General features: G+C 39.3%; 9 protein-coding genes and 1 pseudogene. 5 read left to right on the top strand and 5 right to left on the bottom strand.

The window, feature by feature from the left end; all coding sequences use genetic code 11:
* Positions 1–17 precede the first annotated feature (17 nt).
* The gene (gene mobF, locus FD724_RS41610) at positions 18–6,596 is read right to left on the bottom strand and encodes a MobF family relaxase (protein WP_256874815.1); all 6,579 of its coding nucleotides are present in this window, start codon (positions 6,594–6,596) and stop codon (positions 18–20) included.
* Positions 6,597–7,345: 749 nt separating this feature from the next.
* On the opposite strand from mobF, the gene FD724_RS39650 reads away from it, so the two are divergent.
* The 4 genes from FD724_RS39650 to FD724_RS39635 all read left to right on the top strand — a co-directional run bounded on the left by FD724_RS39650 (position 7,346) and on the right by FD724_RS39635 (position 10,304).
* Positions 7,346–8,437 carry a ParM/StbA family protein gene (locus FD724_RS39650; protein ID WP_256874819.1) on the top strand — a complete coding sequence of 364 codons (1,092 nt, stop codon included), beginning with the start codon at positions 7,346–7,348 and terminating at the stop codon, positions 8,435–8,437.
* Positions 8,438–8,477: 40 nt separating this feature from the next.
* Positions 8,478–8,912 carry a hypothetical protein gene (locus tag FD724_RS39645; protein WP_179076608.1) on the top strand — a complete coding sequence of 145 codons (435 nt, stop codon included), beginning with the start codon at positions 8,478–8,480 and terminating at the stop codon, positions 8,910–8,912.
* A 106-nt stretch (positions 8,913–9,018) separates the two neighbouring features.
* Positions 9,019–9,870 carry a hypothetical protein gene (locus FD724_RS39640; protein WP_179076607.1) on the top strand — a complete coding sequence of 284 codons (852 nt, stop codon included), beginning with the start codon at positions 9,019–9,021 and terminating at the stop codon, positions 9,868–9,870.
* Entirely contained in the window at positions 9,786–10,304 is a 519-nt protein-coding gene (locus FD724_RS39635; protein ID WP_179076606.1) for a hypothetical protein, read from the top strand. Before FD724_RS39640 ends, FD724_RS39635 begins: the two co-directional genes overlap by 85 nt.
* 1,445 nt (positions 10,305–11,749) lie before the next feature.
* Here FD724_RS39635 and FD724_RS39625 read toward each other — a convergent pair.
* Both FD724_RS39625 and dinB read right to left on the bottom strand, forming a co-directional pair.
* On the bottom strand, positions 11,750–13,210 hold the full coding sequence (locus tag FD724_RS39625) for an ISLre2 family transposase (protein ID WP_179077002.1): 1,461 nt from the start codon (positions 13,208–13,210) through the stop codon (positions 11,750–11,752).
* A 262-nt stretch (positions 13,211–13,472) separates the two neighbouring features.
* Positions 13,473–14,564 (bottom strand): DNA polymerase IV, encoded by a 1,092-nt coding sequence (gene dinB / locus FD724_RS39620; protein ID WP_179077001.1) that lies wholly within the window; start codon positions 14,562–14,564, stop codon positions 13,473–13,475.
* Positions 14,565–15,504: 940 nt separating this feature from the next.
* Here dinB and FD724_RS39615 point away from each other — a divergent pair.
* Positions 15,505–16,194, top strand: coding sequence for a CPBP family intramembrane glutamic endopeptidase (locus tag FD724_RS39615; protein WP_179075838.1), 690 nt, complete (start codon positions 15,505–15,507; stop codon positions 16,192–16,194).
* Positions 16,195–17,043: 849 nt separating this feature from the next.
* Here the strand turns inward: FD724_RS39615 and FD724_RS39610 are convergent.
* Together FD724_RS39610 and FD724_RS39605 are read right to left on the bottom strand one after the other, a co-directional pair.
* Positions 17,044–18,354 carry a glycosyltransferase gene (locus tag FD724_RS39610; RefSeq protein WP_256874818.1) on the bottom strand — a complete coding sequence of 437 codons (1,311 nt, stop codon included), beginning with the start codon at positions 18,352–18,354 and terminating at the stop codon, positions 17,044–17,046.
* A 134-nt stretch (positions 18,355–18,488) separates the two neighbouring features.
* Positions 18,489–19,225: pseudogene (locus tag FD724_RS39605) on the bottom strand (SDR family oxidoreductase).
* Between the last annotated feature and the right edge of the window lie 18 nt (positions 19,226–19,243).

Below are 19,243 nucleotides of genomic sequence, written 5' to 3'. Positions count from 1 at the left end.
AATTGATAACTGATAAGTTAGCGTCGAAACTGTAGATGCTCCCCGTTATCATCTGATTGTTGAGGGTTTATTTTCAATCTCTTCAGAATCGATGGTTTGTCATCTCTAATCAGTTGCCTAACGATGTTCATTTTCTCCTCAAAAGTCAATACTTTTGCATCAGTTGTAACACTCGTAAACAACTCGCTGACCTTTGCTCCTGCTACCTTTTCACCTTTGACATATTTTCCTACTTCCATAACTACTTCTGCCAATCTTTCAATATCTAAACCCTGAATCATCTGTTTGAGATGCAACTTTAATTCTGCTAGTAATGTTTTAGCTAAGGTTGACTCAGTAGCTGATTGCTCAACAGAGTTAGAGGTGGATAAAATAGCTCTCTTCTCTACATGAGATTGCAACTCAGTTGTCAATGCTGTTTCAAAGTCATTGAATGTACTTTTAGCAGTAACAAGTTGTTGATGAGACTGAGAAAGTTGTTCTGTTAATCCTAATATTGTTTGGGTCAAAGCAGACTCGATAGCTGATTGTTCAATATAATCAGAGATTGACAGAATGGCTTTGTTTTGTGCATGAGATTGAAACTCAGCCGTCAATGCTATTTCAAACTCATTGAATGTACTTTTAGCAGCAACAAGTTGTTGATGAGATTGAGAAAGTTGCTCTGTCAATCCTAATATTGTTTGGGTCAAAGCAGACTCGATAGCTGATTGCTCAACATAATCAGAGATTGACAGAATGGCTTTGTTTTGTGCATGAGATTGCAACTCAGCTGTCAATGCTATTTCAAACTCATTGAATGTACTTTTAGCAATGACAAGTTGTTGATGAGATTGAGAAAGTTGTTCTGTCAATCCTAATACTGCTTGGTTTAAAGCAGACTCAATAGCTGATTGCTCAACATAATCAGAGATTGACAGAATGGCTTTGTTTTGTGCATGAGATTGCAACTCAGCCGTCAATGCTATTTCAAACTCATTGAATGTACTTTTAGCAATGACAAGTTGTTGATGAGATTGAGAAAGTTGTTCTGTTAGCCCTAATACTGCTTGGTTTAAAGCAGACTCAATAGCTGATTGCTCAACATAATCAGAGATTGACAGAATGGCTTTGTTTTGTGCATGAGATTGCAACTCAGCCGTAACCGCTTCATCAAAGTCATTAAATACAGTTTGAGCTTCAACTAACTGCTGATGAGATCGAGAAAGTTGCTCTGTTAAGCTTAATATTGTTTGGGTTAAAGCAGACTCGACAGATGATTGCTCAATATAATCAGAGATTGACAGAATGGCTTTCTTCTCTGCATGAGATTGTAACTCTTGAGTCAAGGCTGTTTCAAAATCACTGAATGTATTTTTAGCAGTAACAAGTTGTTGATGAGATTGAGAAAGTTGTTTTGTTAACCCTAATACTGCTTGGTTTAAAGCAGACTCGATAGCTGATTGCTCAATATAATCAGAGATTGATAAAATAGCTCCTTTTTCTGCATGAGATTTTAACTCTTGAGTCAAGGCTGTTTCAAAGTCATTGAATGTACTTTTAGCAGCAACAAGTTGTTGATGAGATTGAGAAAGTTGTTTTGTTAACCCTAATACTGCTTGGTTTAAAGCAGACTCGATAGCTGATTGCTCAACATAATCAGAGATTGATAAAATAGCTCCTTTTTCTGCATGAGGTTTTAACTCTTGAGTCAAGGCTGTTTCAAAGTCATTGAATGTAGTCTTAGATGCAAGAAGTTGTTGATGAGATTGAGAAAGTTGCTCTGTCAATCCTAATACTGATTGGTTTAAAGCAGACTCGATAGCTGATTGCTCAATATAATCAGAGATTGATAAAATAGCCCTCTTTTCTGCATGGGATTGCAACTCAGCTGTCAATGCTGTTTCAAACTCATTGAATGTACTTTTAGCATTAACAACTTGTTGATGAGATTGAGAAAGTTGTTCTGTCAATCCTAATACTGCTTGGGTTAAAGCAGACTCGATAGCTGATTGCTCAACATAATCAGAGATTGACAGAATAGCTTTATTTTCTGCATAAGATTGCAACTCAGCCGTCAATGCTGTTTCAAACTCATTGAATGTACTTTTAGCAATGACAAGTTGTTGATGAGATTGAGAAAGTTGTTCTGTTAGCCCTAATACTGTTTGGGTTAAAGCAGACTCAATAGCTGATTGCTCAACATAATCGGAGATTGTATTTAAGAGTTGTCTGGTGGCTGGTTGTGAAGAATGGACATAACTTGCTTCTCTATTAAAAATTGTTGAATTTTGTCCGTTAACTTGTCTTGAGAGTTTCTCTGTTCGTTGACCTCGAAGCCCATCATCTGTAGAGCTTTGGTTAATTCCTGCAATATCGTCTCCATGCTCGAAGACTTTTTCGAGTTCAGCATCTCGGTTAATTGCTGCAAGAAGTTCGACTGATTCGCGCTCATTTCGATTAGGTTCTCGGCTTGGCTCGTTTCTAAGAACTCGATTTTCTGGGTCAATTGCTGGCTGTTGGTTTGTAACTGCTCGAAATTCTTGTTCAATTGCTCTATCTTCTCGGTTAGGAACTGTATCTGAGTTAGGTTGTTGTCGTTGGTTAAAGTCATGGGTTTGTACCTGTGGTTTATTTTGTAAAAGATAGGGAACAGGCAATGGGGAACAGGCAACAGTTTTTTCTATTTCCTCTTCCCTGTGTGTTGGTAAGAGATCCAATTTGTCATTCCCTGTTGCCCGTTCCCTGTTGCCTGTTCCCTCAAGTTGTATAGAACGTTGTTCTGGTATCGGCTTACGCAAAGGTGGAAAAGCCGCAGTCTTTGAATGCTGATTCTGCTGTTGCCAGTCCCGAAAGGTTGGAGCAAGATGACTCAATTTCTCGTAAGCGAGTGGCCCACTTGCGGCGATGAAATCATCAACACCTTTGTCTGGGCCTGGCAAGTTGATGACTTTTACTCTTGCTCCAGCTTCTTGTAACAATCTTCCAGTCACGGAAATATCTCGCTCGATATGGAGCTTAGTTTCAGGCTTGGTTTCGTAGTCAAAGCAGAACTTGAAAACTCTCCCTTGTGTGGCGAAAACCGCTAATTCCTCATGTAGGTAAGACTTACCGATTTTTTTACCAAACTCATCTTTGGGAGTTCGGTATCCCGCCGAAATCCCAGGTAGCCCAATGGCAGCGTGACCCTGACTCAACAGACTGGCTGCTTTTTTCGCGCCTTCTGCGATCGCACAGGGGATATTATGTTTCCAGACACAGTACCAAAATCCTGACTGGCGATCGCTATCACTGGGGTTCACCTTGTGTTTGGAGTAAATGCGTTCGGCAATATCGTCAGGGACATCTAGCAAGAAGATACTTAATTCAACTTTTGGGGGATGCTCATATTTGATGAATTTCCCTTCAATTATTTGATTATTCTCATCTTTTTTGTGTCTTGGTTGATTTGGCTTGTAACATCCCCATCTTTTAATCGGCGGTTTCTCACCTGGCTTTAAGTCAGCGAATGAACGCGCATCAACTCCAGCATCACACCACCAGCCACCAGCATCAAGATGCGAATATGCCCTTATAAAACCATCTGTTAGCCGTCCTGTATTTGTTCGATTCAGCTTTTCGCTGACCATGAGCCGTTCCCAGGCTTCATGCTCACCACCTGCATAGTTAAACTGAAGACTCTCAAAGTTCAACGCTGTAATATTAGGATGAATGGCACTTGATTCAAACTCTTGCCAGTATTTTGGTTCAATAAAATTAGGTATTTTTTCAGTCTGATTGGGTGTCCAGAATGGTTCTGTGGGGACAGGAGATTTCAGTACTGGCTTAGAGAAAACCGATTCAAGAGTATTATAATTTGGTGTCTCTTTCAAGACGGGCAAGACTTTCGGTACTTTTATTGATGAATCATGGCTTGTTGTCCGGCTAGATGCGACTGATTTCACAATTGGCCCGACATTTGGAGTAGATACTGTCGTCTCTTGTTTTAGTACTGGCTTCTCAAAAGGGGCACTTATATTTATAGTTATTGCTTGGTGCTGCTCAATCGTCGATTTCTGAATTTGTTTTCGTAGCAATTCCAAAGCATTCTCTTTGGCTTTCGACTGTTGCGCCAACTCTACCAATCGCGTTGGATCTTCGGTGTAAATTTTTAATTCATGCCTTGCACGGCTGGCAGCAACATAAAAACTTTCCTGTCCAATAGTGAAATCTGCCGAAATTAACACCCGATCCGCAGTTTTCCCCTGACTACTATATGTTGTACTCACAAGGGCATAGTCTAAGTTTTGCGCCTGTGCCAAACTAATGCATTCAGTACGCTCATCAGCATATTTAATCTGGACTATGTTCAGGTCGATCCCTGTTACAGTAAACTCCTGTCCGTTACGTCGTCCCAATTGCCGATCGTTTTTCTTCCATTGCAGGCGATCGCCCACGGCAATTTCAATCTGGTGACTCTGGTAAACCGCTTTCTCAAAAGCCGTGTCTACATCCATTACCTGACCATTATCACGAATTAGGGTCAACTTGTCAGTAGTTTGACCAACCACTTCATACAGTTTGCCTTTCTCCAGCCCCCGACGTTTATAGTCCCGTGTGGGCATGATCACATCACCAATTTCAAAGTTATGGGCAAACCGCATCTGTACTTTTGTCAGATTTTTGGTTTGCAATTGGGTGATGGTTGCAGTTTCTCCCAAAGTCCCTTCACCCTTGAGCTTGTCTCGAATCGCTTGGGTAAGGGCAAGTCTTTCTGTATTTGTTCCAGCTAACACAAGAGTTTTGAGTCGTTGCTCTGGTGTCCCTACTATATAATCATTGGCGATCTGCTCTATTTTGGAAAAACTATCTACTTGAAGTATGGAACCGTTGGCTTCTAGTCGTTCAAATCCTGCTTCAATCCTGCCATCAGCAATCAAATCTACTGCTAATTTTAGCTGCGGGTTTTTCTGACGCAACGATTCATTGAGGTGTGCGGTTTTAATTCCTGCCTGTTGCAACGATTTGAAGGGATTACCGGCTTCTACTGCTGACAACTGCCGAGTGTCACCAACTAAAATTACCCTAGCTTGAAGTAAGGTTGCTCTTTGTAAAAGTGCATGAGCATCTTTTGCACTGAGTAAACCCGCTTCATCCACAACCCAGATTTGATTTGGTTCAATCTGTGGTGGTGGTTCCGAAACCAGTAATCGAGCAACAGTCTCAGACTGAATTTTTAACTCTTCGCTCAAAACCTTAGCAGCAGAGGAACTAGGGGCGAAGCCAATAATAGTGTAGCCGGCATCCCTTGCGATCGCTTTGAGTTCTTTAAGAGCAAAAGTTTTCCCAGCACCAGCTACTCCCTGCCATGCAATGAATTGGTCAGATGTAGTTGCAGCTAATTCTACCGCTTCCCGTTGCCCTTTGTTCAGTAAAGTATTCTCCAAAAGGCTTTCAACTACTTCCGGGTGCGAAATTGGGTTAACGTTGCCTTGTGTCTGCTGCATTAACTCTATTGTCGCCAACTCCCGCCGGACTGCTGTCATCGTTGTAAATTGATGAGTTAAACCTGGCAAGCCGATTAACTCCTGGTGTTCTCTAATCAGGGGTGCAATCGCTTTTACATCCGTAGCTAAACGTGATTCTAGGATGAATTTTTCTAAATCCTCTTGTCTAAAAGCGACATTTCTCTCACTGCAATGTGCGATCGCATCATCTAACGCATCAATCAGACTTTTTTGCTCAACCACAAGAGGAGCCTGTTCTTTTCTTGGTTCTCCTGGCTTGACAAACGTGATACCTAACGCCGCAGCTTCTTCTTTCCACAATGCAACTAATTCTGATTCTGGTAGTTTCTGCTTGCGCTGGCGGGTATCATCCCAAATTTTTTCACGTTCGGCCCAAGTCGAATTAGCACCAGATGAGGCGATGATTTGCTGTCGCCGCTTAGAAAATGCCTCTAAATCCTCGAATTTAAACCCTTTTATATCAAACTGCCCATGTAAACGAAATTCTATTTCATACCCAAGTTTGAGGACTTCACGCGCCAGATAACTTTGATACGCCATCCCCAAGAATTTCTTATTGGCGAATATTTCATTATTGCCCAAACTCAACCACCTACCATCTGGAGTTTGGGTCATGTTCATCAGCAAACAATGGGTGTGCAGATGTGGGTCTAAATCCCGACTTTCGATGTGATCGAACTGCGCGACGACCAAGTTACCAGTCTTAACTCTATGTCTGCCGCTATTATCTGTCACTCTGGTATAGGCATAACGCTGCTCTATTAGCTCCAGAGTTCCTTTTAGCGCCTGATGGTGAGCATCAATCAAACGAGTATCCCCACCTACCAATGCCATCAAGCTTACACTTTTGGGCGCTGAAAATGTACAGTCTAATGCGGCTCTGCGTTCTCCTTTCCCCTTTTCTTTGACTACTCTGGCATTCAATACCTCACGACCATCAGGCGTAAGCCCCTCAATGATATTTTTAAAAGCGTCTTCGTCATCGACTGCCCCTGACAACCCCAATTTTTCAGCACCTTGACCACTCCAAAGCGACTTTCCTTGGTGATAGTAATTCTTGATGAAGTAGTTCACCGCCATCTCTGAGGACACGTTAGCAGCTGTTAGCATGGCTCACCTCTGCTATGGGGGTTACAAAAGTTAATCCTTGTTCTATTCCATCTGTTAGTACGACCTACTCTCGTCAAGAAATTCTGATTATTTTCTCTTATTGCAAGATAATCACCCTTGCAATAAGTATTGAAGTCAAAATCAATCCCCGTCATTAAACTTCGTAGTGCTTGATGACGAATGAAAATTTTTTCGTGAGACTTTGACCAAAACAAAATTTTATTTCCCAAACTCTCCTGTCATTTAATATAGCAAAAACTAGAGCATTCTTTCCGCCAAATATGGCGTACTGTGCGTCAGAAAAAGATGGATTACAGGGGTTGTGGTTCTTGAAGCTAATTACTAGATAATTGGGAGAATCCTTGAGAAAATTGGGAAGTATCAGGAAGTGCTAGGAAGTCTTGGGAAGTCTTAGGAATTGTTGGAAAATATTAAGCTAATGAGAATTTTGTGACTAGATGATGTTGAATAGTTGAAAAGGTAAGAAATGAATTAGAGATTTGGGAGATATTGTTTAGATATTGGGAGATGTTGAATGTAATTGGTGATTATTGGGAATTGAGGGATTTTGTGGAGATTTTCTATCAGATGCACGAATTCATGGAAAGTCAAAGAGTATTGCCAAAACTGTAATCTTTCTTTGTAAATGTGGAAAAAATCACGGTTTGGGCGGTTCAAGTTGAGAGTAATTATCAATTAGATAGACAAAAAAAGGGTCAAAAACAGGGAGAATTTTTCTTGTGGATTTAATGTTGAGTCTTGATCCGGGAACTTCAATGACGAAGATGGTTTATCGTGTTCTCTCGGAGATTTCGTACAAGTCAGAATTGCTGTGTATGGAACCAGAGTTAATTAAGATTTCCAAAGATTCGTTGGATTTATATGAGTCTGGGCAAATGAATCGGCCCAATCCAGAGAATGAAGCGTGGATAGAGTACAACGAAGAATATTATGCGGTTGGGTTTTTGGCACAAAAGTATTTTGAAGCGCGAATCAATTTTTTAGAACTCAAGTATGAGAATGCGATTCCAAAAACTTTGGCAGCAGTGGGGGCAATAGCGATTAGAGATTCTTTGAAGGCAAACTTTGATTTATCCTTGGGACTGCTATTGCCTTATGGAGAGTGGGAAGATAGAGAAAGATTGGAGAGGGGTTTAACTAAGGCACTGTCTAGCTTTAGCTTTCGAGGGAAACAATTTTGTATAAATCTGATTAACTTTCAGTGCTTACCCGAAGGTGGGGGACTGATATTGACGCGAAGTAAAAAACTTGGCACAGATTTTAATAAAGTGAACATTGCTGTGGTGATGCTGGGTTTTCGGGATATATCAGCCGTAATCTTTGAGCGTGGTATTTCAACTGGAAAAACGGAAGGATTGGGCTTGGCGTGGATGCTGGAGAGAATCAAAAGCCGAACATCAGGGCAAAACTTACACGATCTGTTAAAGGCTGTCCATCTATCAGGCCCGACATTGAAACCGAGATACTGCAAACCTTTGGCTCGGAGCAAAAAGTCTGATTTTCAGGTTGAGGAGATAGCACAAATTATTGAAGTGGCTGACTTATCTCGTAAAGAATACTGGGAAAAGGTATCCACTTGGCTCAAAATTAATATTCCTGCCCATATTGAGCAAGTCATTATTGGTGGTGGAACGTCGGAATATTTAAGCTCGGAGTTGAAAAATTTGTTTCCTCATACCGACATTTCATGGGCAGCAGAATTATCAGAGGATGTACGTTTGGCTTTTAACCTGCCGATTAAAAAAGATGCCTTGTGCTTGCGTTTTACTGATGTATATGGATTGTTTCGTTACCAACACGCTACATTTCGTAATTCGTAATTCGTAATAGTAATTTGCTCGTGAAGAGAGGAATATTAGAATGTTTTCAGATGTTGAGTTTCGCTTACGAAGTAGAGTTAAGGCTGATAGTTCCGAAGCCGTGGTAATTAAGTATCTAAATTCCAGGAATACTCTTTATCCTGCTAAAGATATGGCGATGATTGCGATTAGCAGCTATTGGCTTCCTTTAGCTTATCAAGCTGTGGATCAATCAGTGGATTTAGAGCCACACATTCGTGCTTGTCTTTACCGCCTTCAACTCCACTCTTCATATTTGATGGGACTGCTGGGAGAAATCCCGCCTCAAGGAACGCCGATGATTGCAGTAGCCTCTAATCAATCACAGCCACTACAACTAATACAATCATCACCATTACCAATATCCAGGACTTCAGTCAAAGAACCATTACAAATAGCCAGAACTCCTGTACCAGAAGAATCGGAGTCGGGAACTGACTGGTTAAATCCTTTTTAGGACTGACCATTTTTTGAATTGATTTGACGCATTGCTCCTTTCTGAGCATCTTTTTCAGTGAACGCAAATATGTCGTTTCAAGCTTTTTAACTAGGAGTGCATGATTATGTATCAACCACAAGAACTTTTTAACGACCTTTCACCATCAGAAATTAGCCGGACTTTACGCTTGAGTGGGATACCTGAAAAAGAGTCATATACCGAGAATGATGCAGACAGGTTTCGTGAATGTCGCACCTTAATTGAGCAGGGTAGAAATGATGAGGAAGTAATGGCTCTATTATCTCCAATTGTTGACAATGCACTGTCAGAAACTCAGGGCAATTCCTCGTCGTCAACGAAGAATGGAGGGAAAAAACAAGGGAAGAAAGGCCAATTACCATTAGATATCACTGAATTACTAGTTATTGCTCGTGAAAGAGGCTATAAAATCGCACTTTCTCAGGCTTTAATAATTCTCCAAGTCTGCGGACTATCTGAGCAAGATGAGTATAGCCCAGATGAGTGCGAACGCTTTCTTGAAACCTACAAATCAATAAAAGAGCAAAACAAATCCTTTGAAGAAGTTGCAGCCAGCTTAACAACTCTAGGTAAAAGCGAAAATTTTCAACAATTAAAATTAGATGCAGTGATTGAGAATGTTAGTGAAAAAGCTGTAGCGGCAAGAGAAGATTTATCTAGCTTGATTGATAAAATTACTGCTGCTCAGGCTGAAGAAGCCCCAGAGTTAGTTCAATCACTTTACCTTAAAAATGTTGCACTGAAATTACAACAGAGCGATTCTGAAAATAACCTCTTCGCTCAATTAGAAGAAAGAATCATGGCGAGAATCGCCGAAAAAAAGCAGCAGAGGCTACAGTTATCTGGAGTGACTTGGGAGACGACACCCTTACCATCTTCTTCGCCCACGCCGATGCTGTCGCCCAACGCATTAGAGAATGGAACGAATACCGATTAAAACAAGAAATTGCAGCCAAAGAACGCACTATTGATATTCAAGTCGAAAAAGCCTCCGATGCTAAAGCCAATAAATTAGCTGCCCACAAGCTGGAAAAAATACAGGCATGGAACGAAGCACAACTAGAACGTCAAAAACTTCGTCAAAAACGCTTTGAACAGTTCAAAGGACTTGTTTTTTGGCTCGGTGGTTGGTTCGGTTCTGGCCGCTCTGGTATTTTCTTTTTTGGCTCTGCCATGTTAGCTTCTGCGACTTTTGCAGGAGTAACAATCATTAATCTGCCAACAAATCTTTCCTGTCCTGATCCCAAAAGTCCCTGTTATCTGGTATATCAAATGCGATTTAACAATAAAAGTGTGATTCTTCCACAACAGACCAAGGATATTATTGCTGAGTATGAGCGCAATAAGAGTAAACCTAAACGGCGCAGATAATTAAGTTTTGGGGAAAGAGAAACTGTCTGTTTTAGTTTTCCCTATCTTTGGAACAGCATCGAATGGCATAATTTAACACTAGGTTTTTATACCCTCGCCACAAATCTATACTTACCTCTTTTATTTGCTCTAACAGCTTAGTGCCCCATTCCATAAGGGTTTTCTTTGATTATTTCTTGTGTGCGACCGTTTAAAATCGTAATTAGTTTAGATGAACTAAATGTAATAATACTGCACAGTAATTCCACTTGTCCCTAATCAGAGCTATCTCATCAAGTCCAAGTCCTTTAAATTCAAAGGTTTTAAATTGGGTGAAATCCTCAGATGCATCTTTTAACATACGTTCGATCTCTTCTGTTGTAACGATACCTTTGGATGCTACGCTGTGTATGTCATTTTCTAAAACTTCTTGATGGTCTTTGTGCAAGCCGTTTTGTATAAGTTCTTTTCTTCCTTCAAAATCTAGATATTCACTAAATGGCTTTTGACATTTTCTACATTTGAATTGAGCCTATTTATTTCTAAAAATACTGGCTTCTCCAAAGGGTAAGTCTTTAACAATATGTCGATGATTTTGATGTAAATTATGGCTTTTTGTGCCACACTTAGGACAAGTAGCATTCCAGTTTTTTTCGATTCAGTTTGTAAATTATTCCAATCCCGGCATGAAGACGATGTGATATTATTTTATGTCGTCTAAACCGCAATTCTGTGGAGGATTTTTATATCATTTTTGGGCGAACTATAGCTGTAAATCTTCCCAAAAAATAATCTGATAGTATTTACAGCTAATAACAAATATTCCTTATGTGTCACTACTGCAATGTGGTTATGAAATTTTAATGCAATTTTAATCTTATTTATATATAGCTAATAATACATGTAGTATGCACTGAAGAACAAACATTTAACTTAAAATCTAGTGACATTTTTATTGAAATTTTATTTTCCTATGTAATTTTGTTTGTATGTAGCACTGGATACTACATAATTTCATAAGAATTGCTAATCATCCAGACAATAGATTTATTTACACCTCTAAGACTCGCTTATTTACGGGAGATAAAGAATGTTTAGAAACGAATCTGCAGATTTGTCCAGACAGGGGTAAAGATCGGGGGTTTATGGTTCCATCTTTCTTTGGGCTTGTAAAAATGCGATTCACGAAAAGTTAAATATCAAGTAGTAGATGATTCTACTGATAACAGGTTTGTCAGATCCAGTAGAAAACAAGCGATCGCAAAAATAAAATCTAAGTAAGAAGTGACTTTATTTACTAAATATGTGCTGATAGCCACGAGAATTCACCTTGATGAGATATCTCAAAAAGATTAATAGCAAGCTATTTGACGATTGTTAACAAAAATATCTACAATTAGTCTTTTATACTTAGTGTTAATTAAACCAAATCATAAGTTGAGAGTAGAAGTAAAGTATAAAATTTATCAAGCGGTTTCTGGTTTGATAAAGGAATTAAAGATGGAAGTACAAAAATTATCCCAACTTTTAGCTATCCACTGACAACGCAGATGTAACATAATTTCTGCATTTTCTTTCAACCAGAATTTACTGTTTCCTTTGATTCTTAAATTTACAACTTGGCGGATTAAACTCTCAATCGCGCCACTGCCAATAGGTAGTTTTTTATTTATTGCTTTATCGTAATTTAAACGCCCTTTACGATAAGCATCTAAAATATAATTTCGCTTAACTACCATAATCTTACACCGCTCTCCAGTAGCTACAGCAATCAACTCATCCATCTGGCTAATTAAGGATTTAGCTTTACCTTTTTTTAAACTTTTTCTAACTTTTATAAACCATTCTTTAGACTGTACTTCTTCATTAAAAGCCGCGTCTGCAAATACTTTTATATTTTCCGTAACATGATAGAAATCGAATAGCTGATAAGTTTCTGCTGGGCATCCTAATCTTGTCAAAAGTGGGGGGATATGTATCCAGATCCACTCCGCTCCATCCCCAATTAATAAGACTTGTTTTGCTTGACTAATTCCCAAGTCAACTAAATACGCTTCTAAAATCTCCAAAAGCGCTTTATATCCTTCATAAGTGCCATCATTCGTAATAGGAATTTCAGAACTATTTATTTTTTTACCTTGCTCATCAACAACATAAATTGTGAATAACTTTGGCTCAACCCATTTGCCGATAAACCCGTGTCGCTTGGTTTTGGAATTTTTTCTTCCCTTTTTATTAATTCGGATTCGACTCCGACCACCATCTACAGCTATAACAACTCTTTGGTCTTTAAGAATATTACCTTCAGGTAAAATGCCCATTTGCCGATTTAATATTTTAGATTGCCGTAAGTTGATGCCAGTTTGACCAAATTTGTATGTCAAACGCTCAATTCGTTTTAAACTAAGATCAATTCCCCAACCAGTTAAAGTTGTGCAGGCGGCTTCAAATGAGCTAGTAATTGCACCATATTGAGCAACCATTGACCATACTAATGGGGTTAATCCTTCTGACATCCCCAACCACTTTAACAGGGGATAAAACCCCTGAGGAGACATTTTATTTGTGGTCTTTGTTGACTTTTTTATTACCATATATGGTAATTTTAGAGTGAATAAAACGTTTCCAACTGTTAAGATTTGGCGTTTTCTATAACCATGTTTTTGCATAGTAGTATCCCACCAGCTTCTTGTTTGAATCATAGCTGTTTGATTAGCTGACTGAGATTGGGAGAGGTTATACAACAAAATTGCAATACACTGTCCAGCTAAAATAAGTGCAATTTCTCTAATTTTTTCTTCTCTTTCTTTAAGAATTTTCCCATTCCATTCCGTGATGTTCGTCAATTCTAAATATTTTGTTACCTGCGAAGAAAAGTCGGATAATGATTTACTCAAATCTAAAGTTGCACATATATTTTTTTCCATTAAGCGTAGATAATCCCTATCTCTAAATTCTTGCTCAAAGGGAATCCTAGCTTTTTTTGGCTCAAAAAAGAGAGTCTTGCAAGTTATGACTCAAACTCATCTTTCCTTTTTAAGTGTTAATACTGCTTAAAAAGTATAAATCTATTTATACTACTGGGAAAATGATTTAGCGATCGCTTGTTTTTTACTGGATCTGACGAAACCGCATAGCTCCCAGTCAGTATTTAAACAGCACTATGCCTGCGGTTCTTGCTAGCCTACGCTAAAATGTAATGCCTGCATTTTGGAATAATGGCAATTGAATTACTTGGTTTTTTTTGGCATTATCCAGGTTGGATAAGGAAATACCCAGCAACCTAATACTACGATTCTCCAGTTCAATTGACTCAAACAGCGCTTTGGCTATCTCAAAAATCGTAGATAGTTCACTGATGGGAGCAAGCATTGTCTTACTACGGGTTAAACGCTGATAATCAGAAAACTTGACTTTTAGAGTTAATGTGCGTCCTCGCGTTTCATGCTGCTGTAGCCGTTGCTCTACAAGGGAGGCAATCTGCTCGATTTCTTGCAACATCTGGCTGATATCGCTTAAGTCTTGTGCAAATGAGGTTTCTGCACCAATGGACTTGCGAACTCGATTTGCTTCAACTGGGCGGTCATCTTCTGCCCTGGCAATCTTATAGTAATAATTACCTGCTTTACCAAAGTGGTGTGTTAGCTCCAGGAGCGATCGCTCTTTCAAATCTGCGCCAGTGTGAATGCCGAGTGAGTGCATCTTCGCCGCCGTAACTTCTCCAATGCCGTGGAACTTCTCAATCGCTAGCTGCTCTACAAATGCGATCGCATCCTCTGGCAAAATCACTGTTAGTCCATTGGGTTTATTTTGACCTGATGCCATTTTTGCAAGAAACTTGTTAATCGACACGCCTGCGGTTGCTGTCAGCTTATTTTCCTGGAAAATCGCAGTTTTAATGTGTCTTGCAATAGTTGAAGCGTAGGTGATGTTTTGCTTATTCTCAGTAACGTCAAGATATGCTTCATCTAGCGCAACCCCTTCCACTAAATCAGTGTAACGTTTGAATATGGCGTGGATTGAAGTGGAAATATCTCGGTAAACATCGAATCTCGGTCTGACAAAGATAAGCCCAGGACATTTCGCAAAAGCGGTTACTGAAGGCATTGCGGAATAAATGCCAAACTTACGGGCTTCATAACTGGCTGCTGCAACCACACCTCGCTGATTCGGACTGCCACCGACTACTAACGGTTTACCTCGGTAGCTAGGGTTGTCCCTCTGTTCCACCGATGCGTAAAACGCATCCATATCTATGTGAACTATTTTTCTCACTTGCAAGCAGAGTGAAGCATTAGAAAGTTAGGCTAATCGGTGCTTAGTAAAATACTATATTACCAGTCTTGTAGTACATTAGCACTACTTTTTCAAATACCAATTATTCGTTCTGAGGTGATGTTCGGGTAAATGCGTCATTGCTCACACTTACCATCAAAGAGTGACATCACACACAACATTTTTCTTGGTACGGTGGTGAGAACAATCACTATCTTGGGCACTATCCCTTATTCCATTAAACTCATTCTTGATTGGGTGAATGCTGAAATATTAACCTTGGTTATTGTTAAGACTAATTTAGATACAACAACCCTATGCCAAAACAACGAGTGTCACATAAGCAAGCAGGTAATTAGATTGATTTTTAAGAGATATATCCTTTTAAAAAGTATCCACTTACAAGAGTGTCAACCTAATCAATTACCTTATTTAATTAGTTGCAATACAATGTTTCTAAAGATTTATATCCCTAGTTTTAATCCCTTAATGCAAATATTTTTATGCATATTTACCACAGTAATTATTAGTAGATTGTGCGGCACAATTTCTTTTGCACTACTGCTTTACATCACAACATAGTTAAGTTTACCTAAAGCCAAAAACTACTTGCCATATCTACTGGATGTTTCGCAGCAGTCTCTAGCTTCATACCAAGAGTAATTATTGGGTTAGCTGTAATGTTGATTAATTCTGGTACAAAATAGCCATGTTAATTGGGGCAGGTTTGGAATGTTTATTGTTAGTCTTCATTTAGCTTATTTAGGCAATTTGCATGGATATTATTTTATATAAATATAACATTAAAATTCCAATGATTAATAAACATATTAACTACCCTAATTCAATCTTAGGAGTGATTTTATCGTTCATTTTTGGGCTGTTTTAAATACTGTTTGTTCTAAATTTCTGATAGGCTAAATTTCTGATAGGTTAAATTTTTAATATGCTCCAAATAACCTTAGACAAAAAGGCATTACTAGCACTGATGCTGCTCGTGCCAGCTCCAAGTATTGGTGTTGCAACCCAATTGTACTTCCTACCCGGATTAGAAGGATACTTAGTAGCTTTACTATCAAAAGTATGGCTTCTATTATTTCCAGTTATTTGGTTGTCTTTTGTCGATAAAAATGCTTTAAAAATTCAATATCCTAAAAGATCCGACTTGCTGGCTGGAGTTGGATTAGGATTAATAATGTTATTTGTTATCTTAACTGTTTATTGGCTATTGGGCTGGCGGTGGATTGATACTGAATATGTTCGAGAACGAGCAAGGCTAGTTGGATTCAGTAGCTTTAATATTTATTTACTAGGTGCAGGATATTGGATATTTATTAACTCTTTGCTTGAGGAATTTGTCTGGCGTTGGTTTGTTTATCGTCAGTGTGAAATTTTAGTATCAAGTCGTTTAGCTGTAATACTGTCTGCACTGTTTTTTACGATTCACCATATTATTGGTTTAGCAGCTTACTTCGACTGGCGTGCAACAGCATTATGCTCCTGCGGCGTGTTTATTGCAGGTATTATATGGTCATGGTGCTACTTAAATTATCGTTCAATTTGGATTGGATACATTAGCCATATTTTTGCAGACATAGCAATTTTCCTCATTGGTTGGCAGCTTATATTTGTGTAATCAAGATAAACTAATATGGGAATAATAGCTTCCTTCAGGTAATGATAATGACATAAACCATGAGCAATACGTTTTTAATTCATGATTGTTAGAACGAGGTTTTGTTGGGTTGCAACAAGACAAGACGATTTCTCAAGGGCAGTGACTCTCAAAAAATACTCTACTGAGTTACTCATCTCAGTAGAGTATATAAAACTACATTTATTACCTTTTCACTAAAATTTATTTTATACAATAGTAGGTATTAACACCTCTGTATAAGTACTTGAAATATTGATTGTAGCGATCGCCAACTTTTCTTTTCCATTAATTCACCTCCACATAGTTAGTGGAGCGACAAATTAAAAAATCGCTGTACAATTTCAAGCAATTCATCTTGACTAAAAACGATTGTCTCTTGCCATTAATGCTGACCTTGGATTGTATACGCACTCATCACCGTTCATCCCGCAACCACTCTAATCCAATCCTCAAAGCTGCCTCCGCCGTGTAATAAATCTTTTGTTCCCCGAATATGCCACCTGTCCGGCTGATAATCCGAAACTGCCAGCAATGCCCTGGCGTGTAAAAACCATTAGGACACTGCTGTTGACACAGAGTACGGTATCAACTTTAACTTGAGACATTTACTGGTGTTGTGGGTGTGATGATGTATTTAAATAAAAGAACTCAGGAGTCAGGAGTCAGAATTCAGAATGACTCCTGAATGAAAAATCAATGAGTAAAAGGGTTCAAATTCCCACTGTCTATACGGTGTCTACAATTGCTTAGGGTTTGAATCTCCAAGCGATTGTGATTCTGAATTCTGAATTCTGTCTTCTGACTTCTTCTTTAATTGTCTGGGATTTCTCACCCAATCAAACCCAAATGCCGATGAAATGCTTCAACAGCATTCGCCACACCATCTTCACCCCTAATCTTCTCACCCAACTCTTGTGCTTTCTTCCGCATCACCTCATCGCCCAATACGATTTCAATCGCTGCTGCTAAAGTTTTATCTGACACTTTCTTGTACGGTATCGGTTGTGGGCTGACTCCCAACCGAGTTAGCTTTTCTCCCCAAACTGGCTGATCTGCAAAAAAAGGTACAGTAATTGATGGTGTCCCTGCACGTAACACTGCCGCCGTTGTACTAGCTCCTCCGTGATGGACTACTGCTGGCACTTGAGGAAATAACCAATCATGCGGAACTTCCTTGATCACAAACACTCGTAGCGAATCTTTTATATTCACCGTTCTTCCAACGTTACCCCAGCCTGACAATATAATCCCGCCTTGATGGGTTTTCTTTAAGGCTTCCACGATGTAATGTGTGAGATATTCTGGATTGGGCATCGTCATGCTCCCAAATCCAAAACACAAAGGTAATTGCTTTCGCCCAAGAAAATCCTCTAGTTCCAAGGGTGGCTCGTATTCGGAGGCTTGGTCAATAAACCAAAACCCAGTTACATACACCCATGCAGGCCAGTCACGGGGTTTTGGGATAACGTGCGAACTAAACCCGTACAATACAGGGATTCTTGATACATTCGCCGGAGTATTCTGTCTGAAGCGTCTGCCCAAATATGGTAAAGGCGGCAATTTCAAAGTTTCTGTTCTAAAGTGATTGAGCAGTTGACGATATCTTTGCCAGTGCAAAAACTCTACTAGTAAGTAGCTGCCATAGTTGATTAATTTCTTTAGCGGGTTTTTAGTTATTTGAGCAAATCTCAAAAACCCAAACATCCCTGTAGGAGTCAACGGCAGAACTGATGCAAAAAAGCAAGATACGCCTAATTTCTCTGCAATGTGATATCCAAAGGTAGCTAACGGCGTGTAGATAATTACCTCACTTCCCTGACACGCACTCCAAGCTGATTCCAACTGTTGAAGTAAAAGCTTATCTGCTTCTTCTTTTTTCAACTTTTCTCCCGCAATCAATCGCTGTCCTTGTTTCGATTGTAGAAACTCTTCCATATTGCCAGCGATCGGTGCAAACTTTAAATCAAACTTCCTAACAAATAACTCAAAGTTCTCATGCGTTGCAATCGTTACTTCATGCCCCGCACGCTTCAAGCCAATAGCCAAAGCGCAGTATGGTTGCAAATCTCCTCTTGAACCTACTGTTAGGATCGTAATCTTCAGTTTTCGACTTGGTGCTATAGGTAGACTTTGGCTCAAATGCTTTTTCAAAAATGAAAACTCCAGTATTCAAAAATTGTACTAATTTCCTGTGCCTCTGGGCGATAAACCAATACAGTTTAGATCAGCCCGTTTTTTCGTAACTGGTCAAAACAATTCACGCATGATCAATCTCATGAAATGGTCAAGGGAATCCCGTTATCTTTGGGTTTTAAATTGAGAATAAATGGCACAGCTTTCAATACCCAATCGGACACGGGTGTATAATTAGCAGCTTCTTCTCCAAAACTAATAGAGAGCATATCTGTATGAATAATCCCTGGATTAAGGGGTATAGCTGCCATACCAAACCGCAAGTATGTTATGCGGGGTCTAAATCCCCGTTACAAAACTTACTTGCGACTTGCGAAAAAGTCACTTGCGACTTGAGTTTAATCCTTCTATTGCCCACTTAGAAGCGCAGTATGGTGCAACTTGGGGTGAAGTCGAACGTCCCCAGCCAGAACTAAAGTTGACAATAATGCCCCGTTTGTTTTTTACCATTTCTGGTACGAAATGGCGAATTATATTTGCTACTCCTTTGATATTGATATCTATACAGATCAGAAAATTCTTCAGATGATATTTCCCACAAAGGTGCTGGATAATTGGTAATTGCCGCATTATTAATTACTATATCTGGCGGTTCATATTTTTGAAGTACGTCTTGGGCTCATTTTTTGACAAGGTGTTCATCTGCCACATCTACAGATGTGAAATCGTTGGGCGCACTAAATTTTTGGCGTATTTTATCAATAGCATCTGATGAACGGGCGCAACCAATAACAGTATGTCCCTGTTGAATAAAACCCTCGGTCATCGCATAACCTAGACCTTTACTTATGCCTGTAATTAAGATGAGCTTACTCATATATTTCTGGTATTATTA

This window comes from Nostoc sp. C057 (assembly GCF_013393925.1).
GTDB classification, from domain to species: domain Bacteria; phylum Cyanobacteriota; class Cyanobacteriia; order Cyanobacteriales; family Nostocaceae; genus Nostoc; species Nostoc muscorum_A.
The sequence above is the reverse complement of the archived record's forward strand: the minus strand, read 5'-3'. Positions and strand labels throughout refer to the sequence as shown.

Excerpts from the sequence above, each read along its gene's own strand:
- mobF (WP_256874815.1), bottom strand. The coding sequence starts at position 6,596 with ATGCTAACAGCTGCTAACGTGTCCTCAGAGATGGCGGTGAACTACTTC.
- FD724_RS39650 (WP_256874819.1), top strand. The coding sequence starts at position 7,346 with ATGTTGAGTCTTGATCCGGGAACTTCAATGACGAAGATGGTTTATCGT.
- FD724_RS39645 (WP_179076608.1), top strand. The coding sequence starts at position 8,478 with ATGTTTTCAGATGTTGAGTTTCGCTTACGAAGTAGAGTTAAGGCTGAT.
- FD724_RS39640 (WP_179076607.1), top strand. The coding sequence starts at position 9,019 with ATGTATCAACCACAAGAACTTTTTAACGACCTTTCACCATCAGAAATT.
- FD724_RS39625 (WP_179077002.1), bottom strand. The coding sequence starts at position 13,210 with ATGGAAAAAAATATATGTGCAACTTTAGATTTGAGTAAATCATTATCC.
- FD724_RS39615 (WP_179075838.1), top strand. The coding sequence starts at position 15,505 with ATGCTCCAAATAACCTTAGACAAAAAGGCATTACTAGCACTGATGCTG.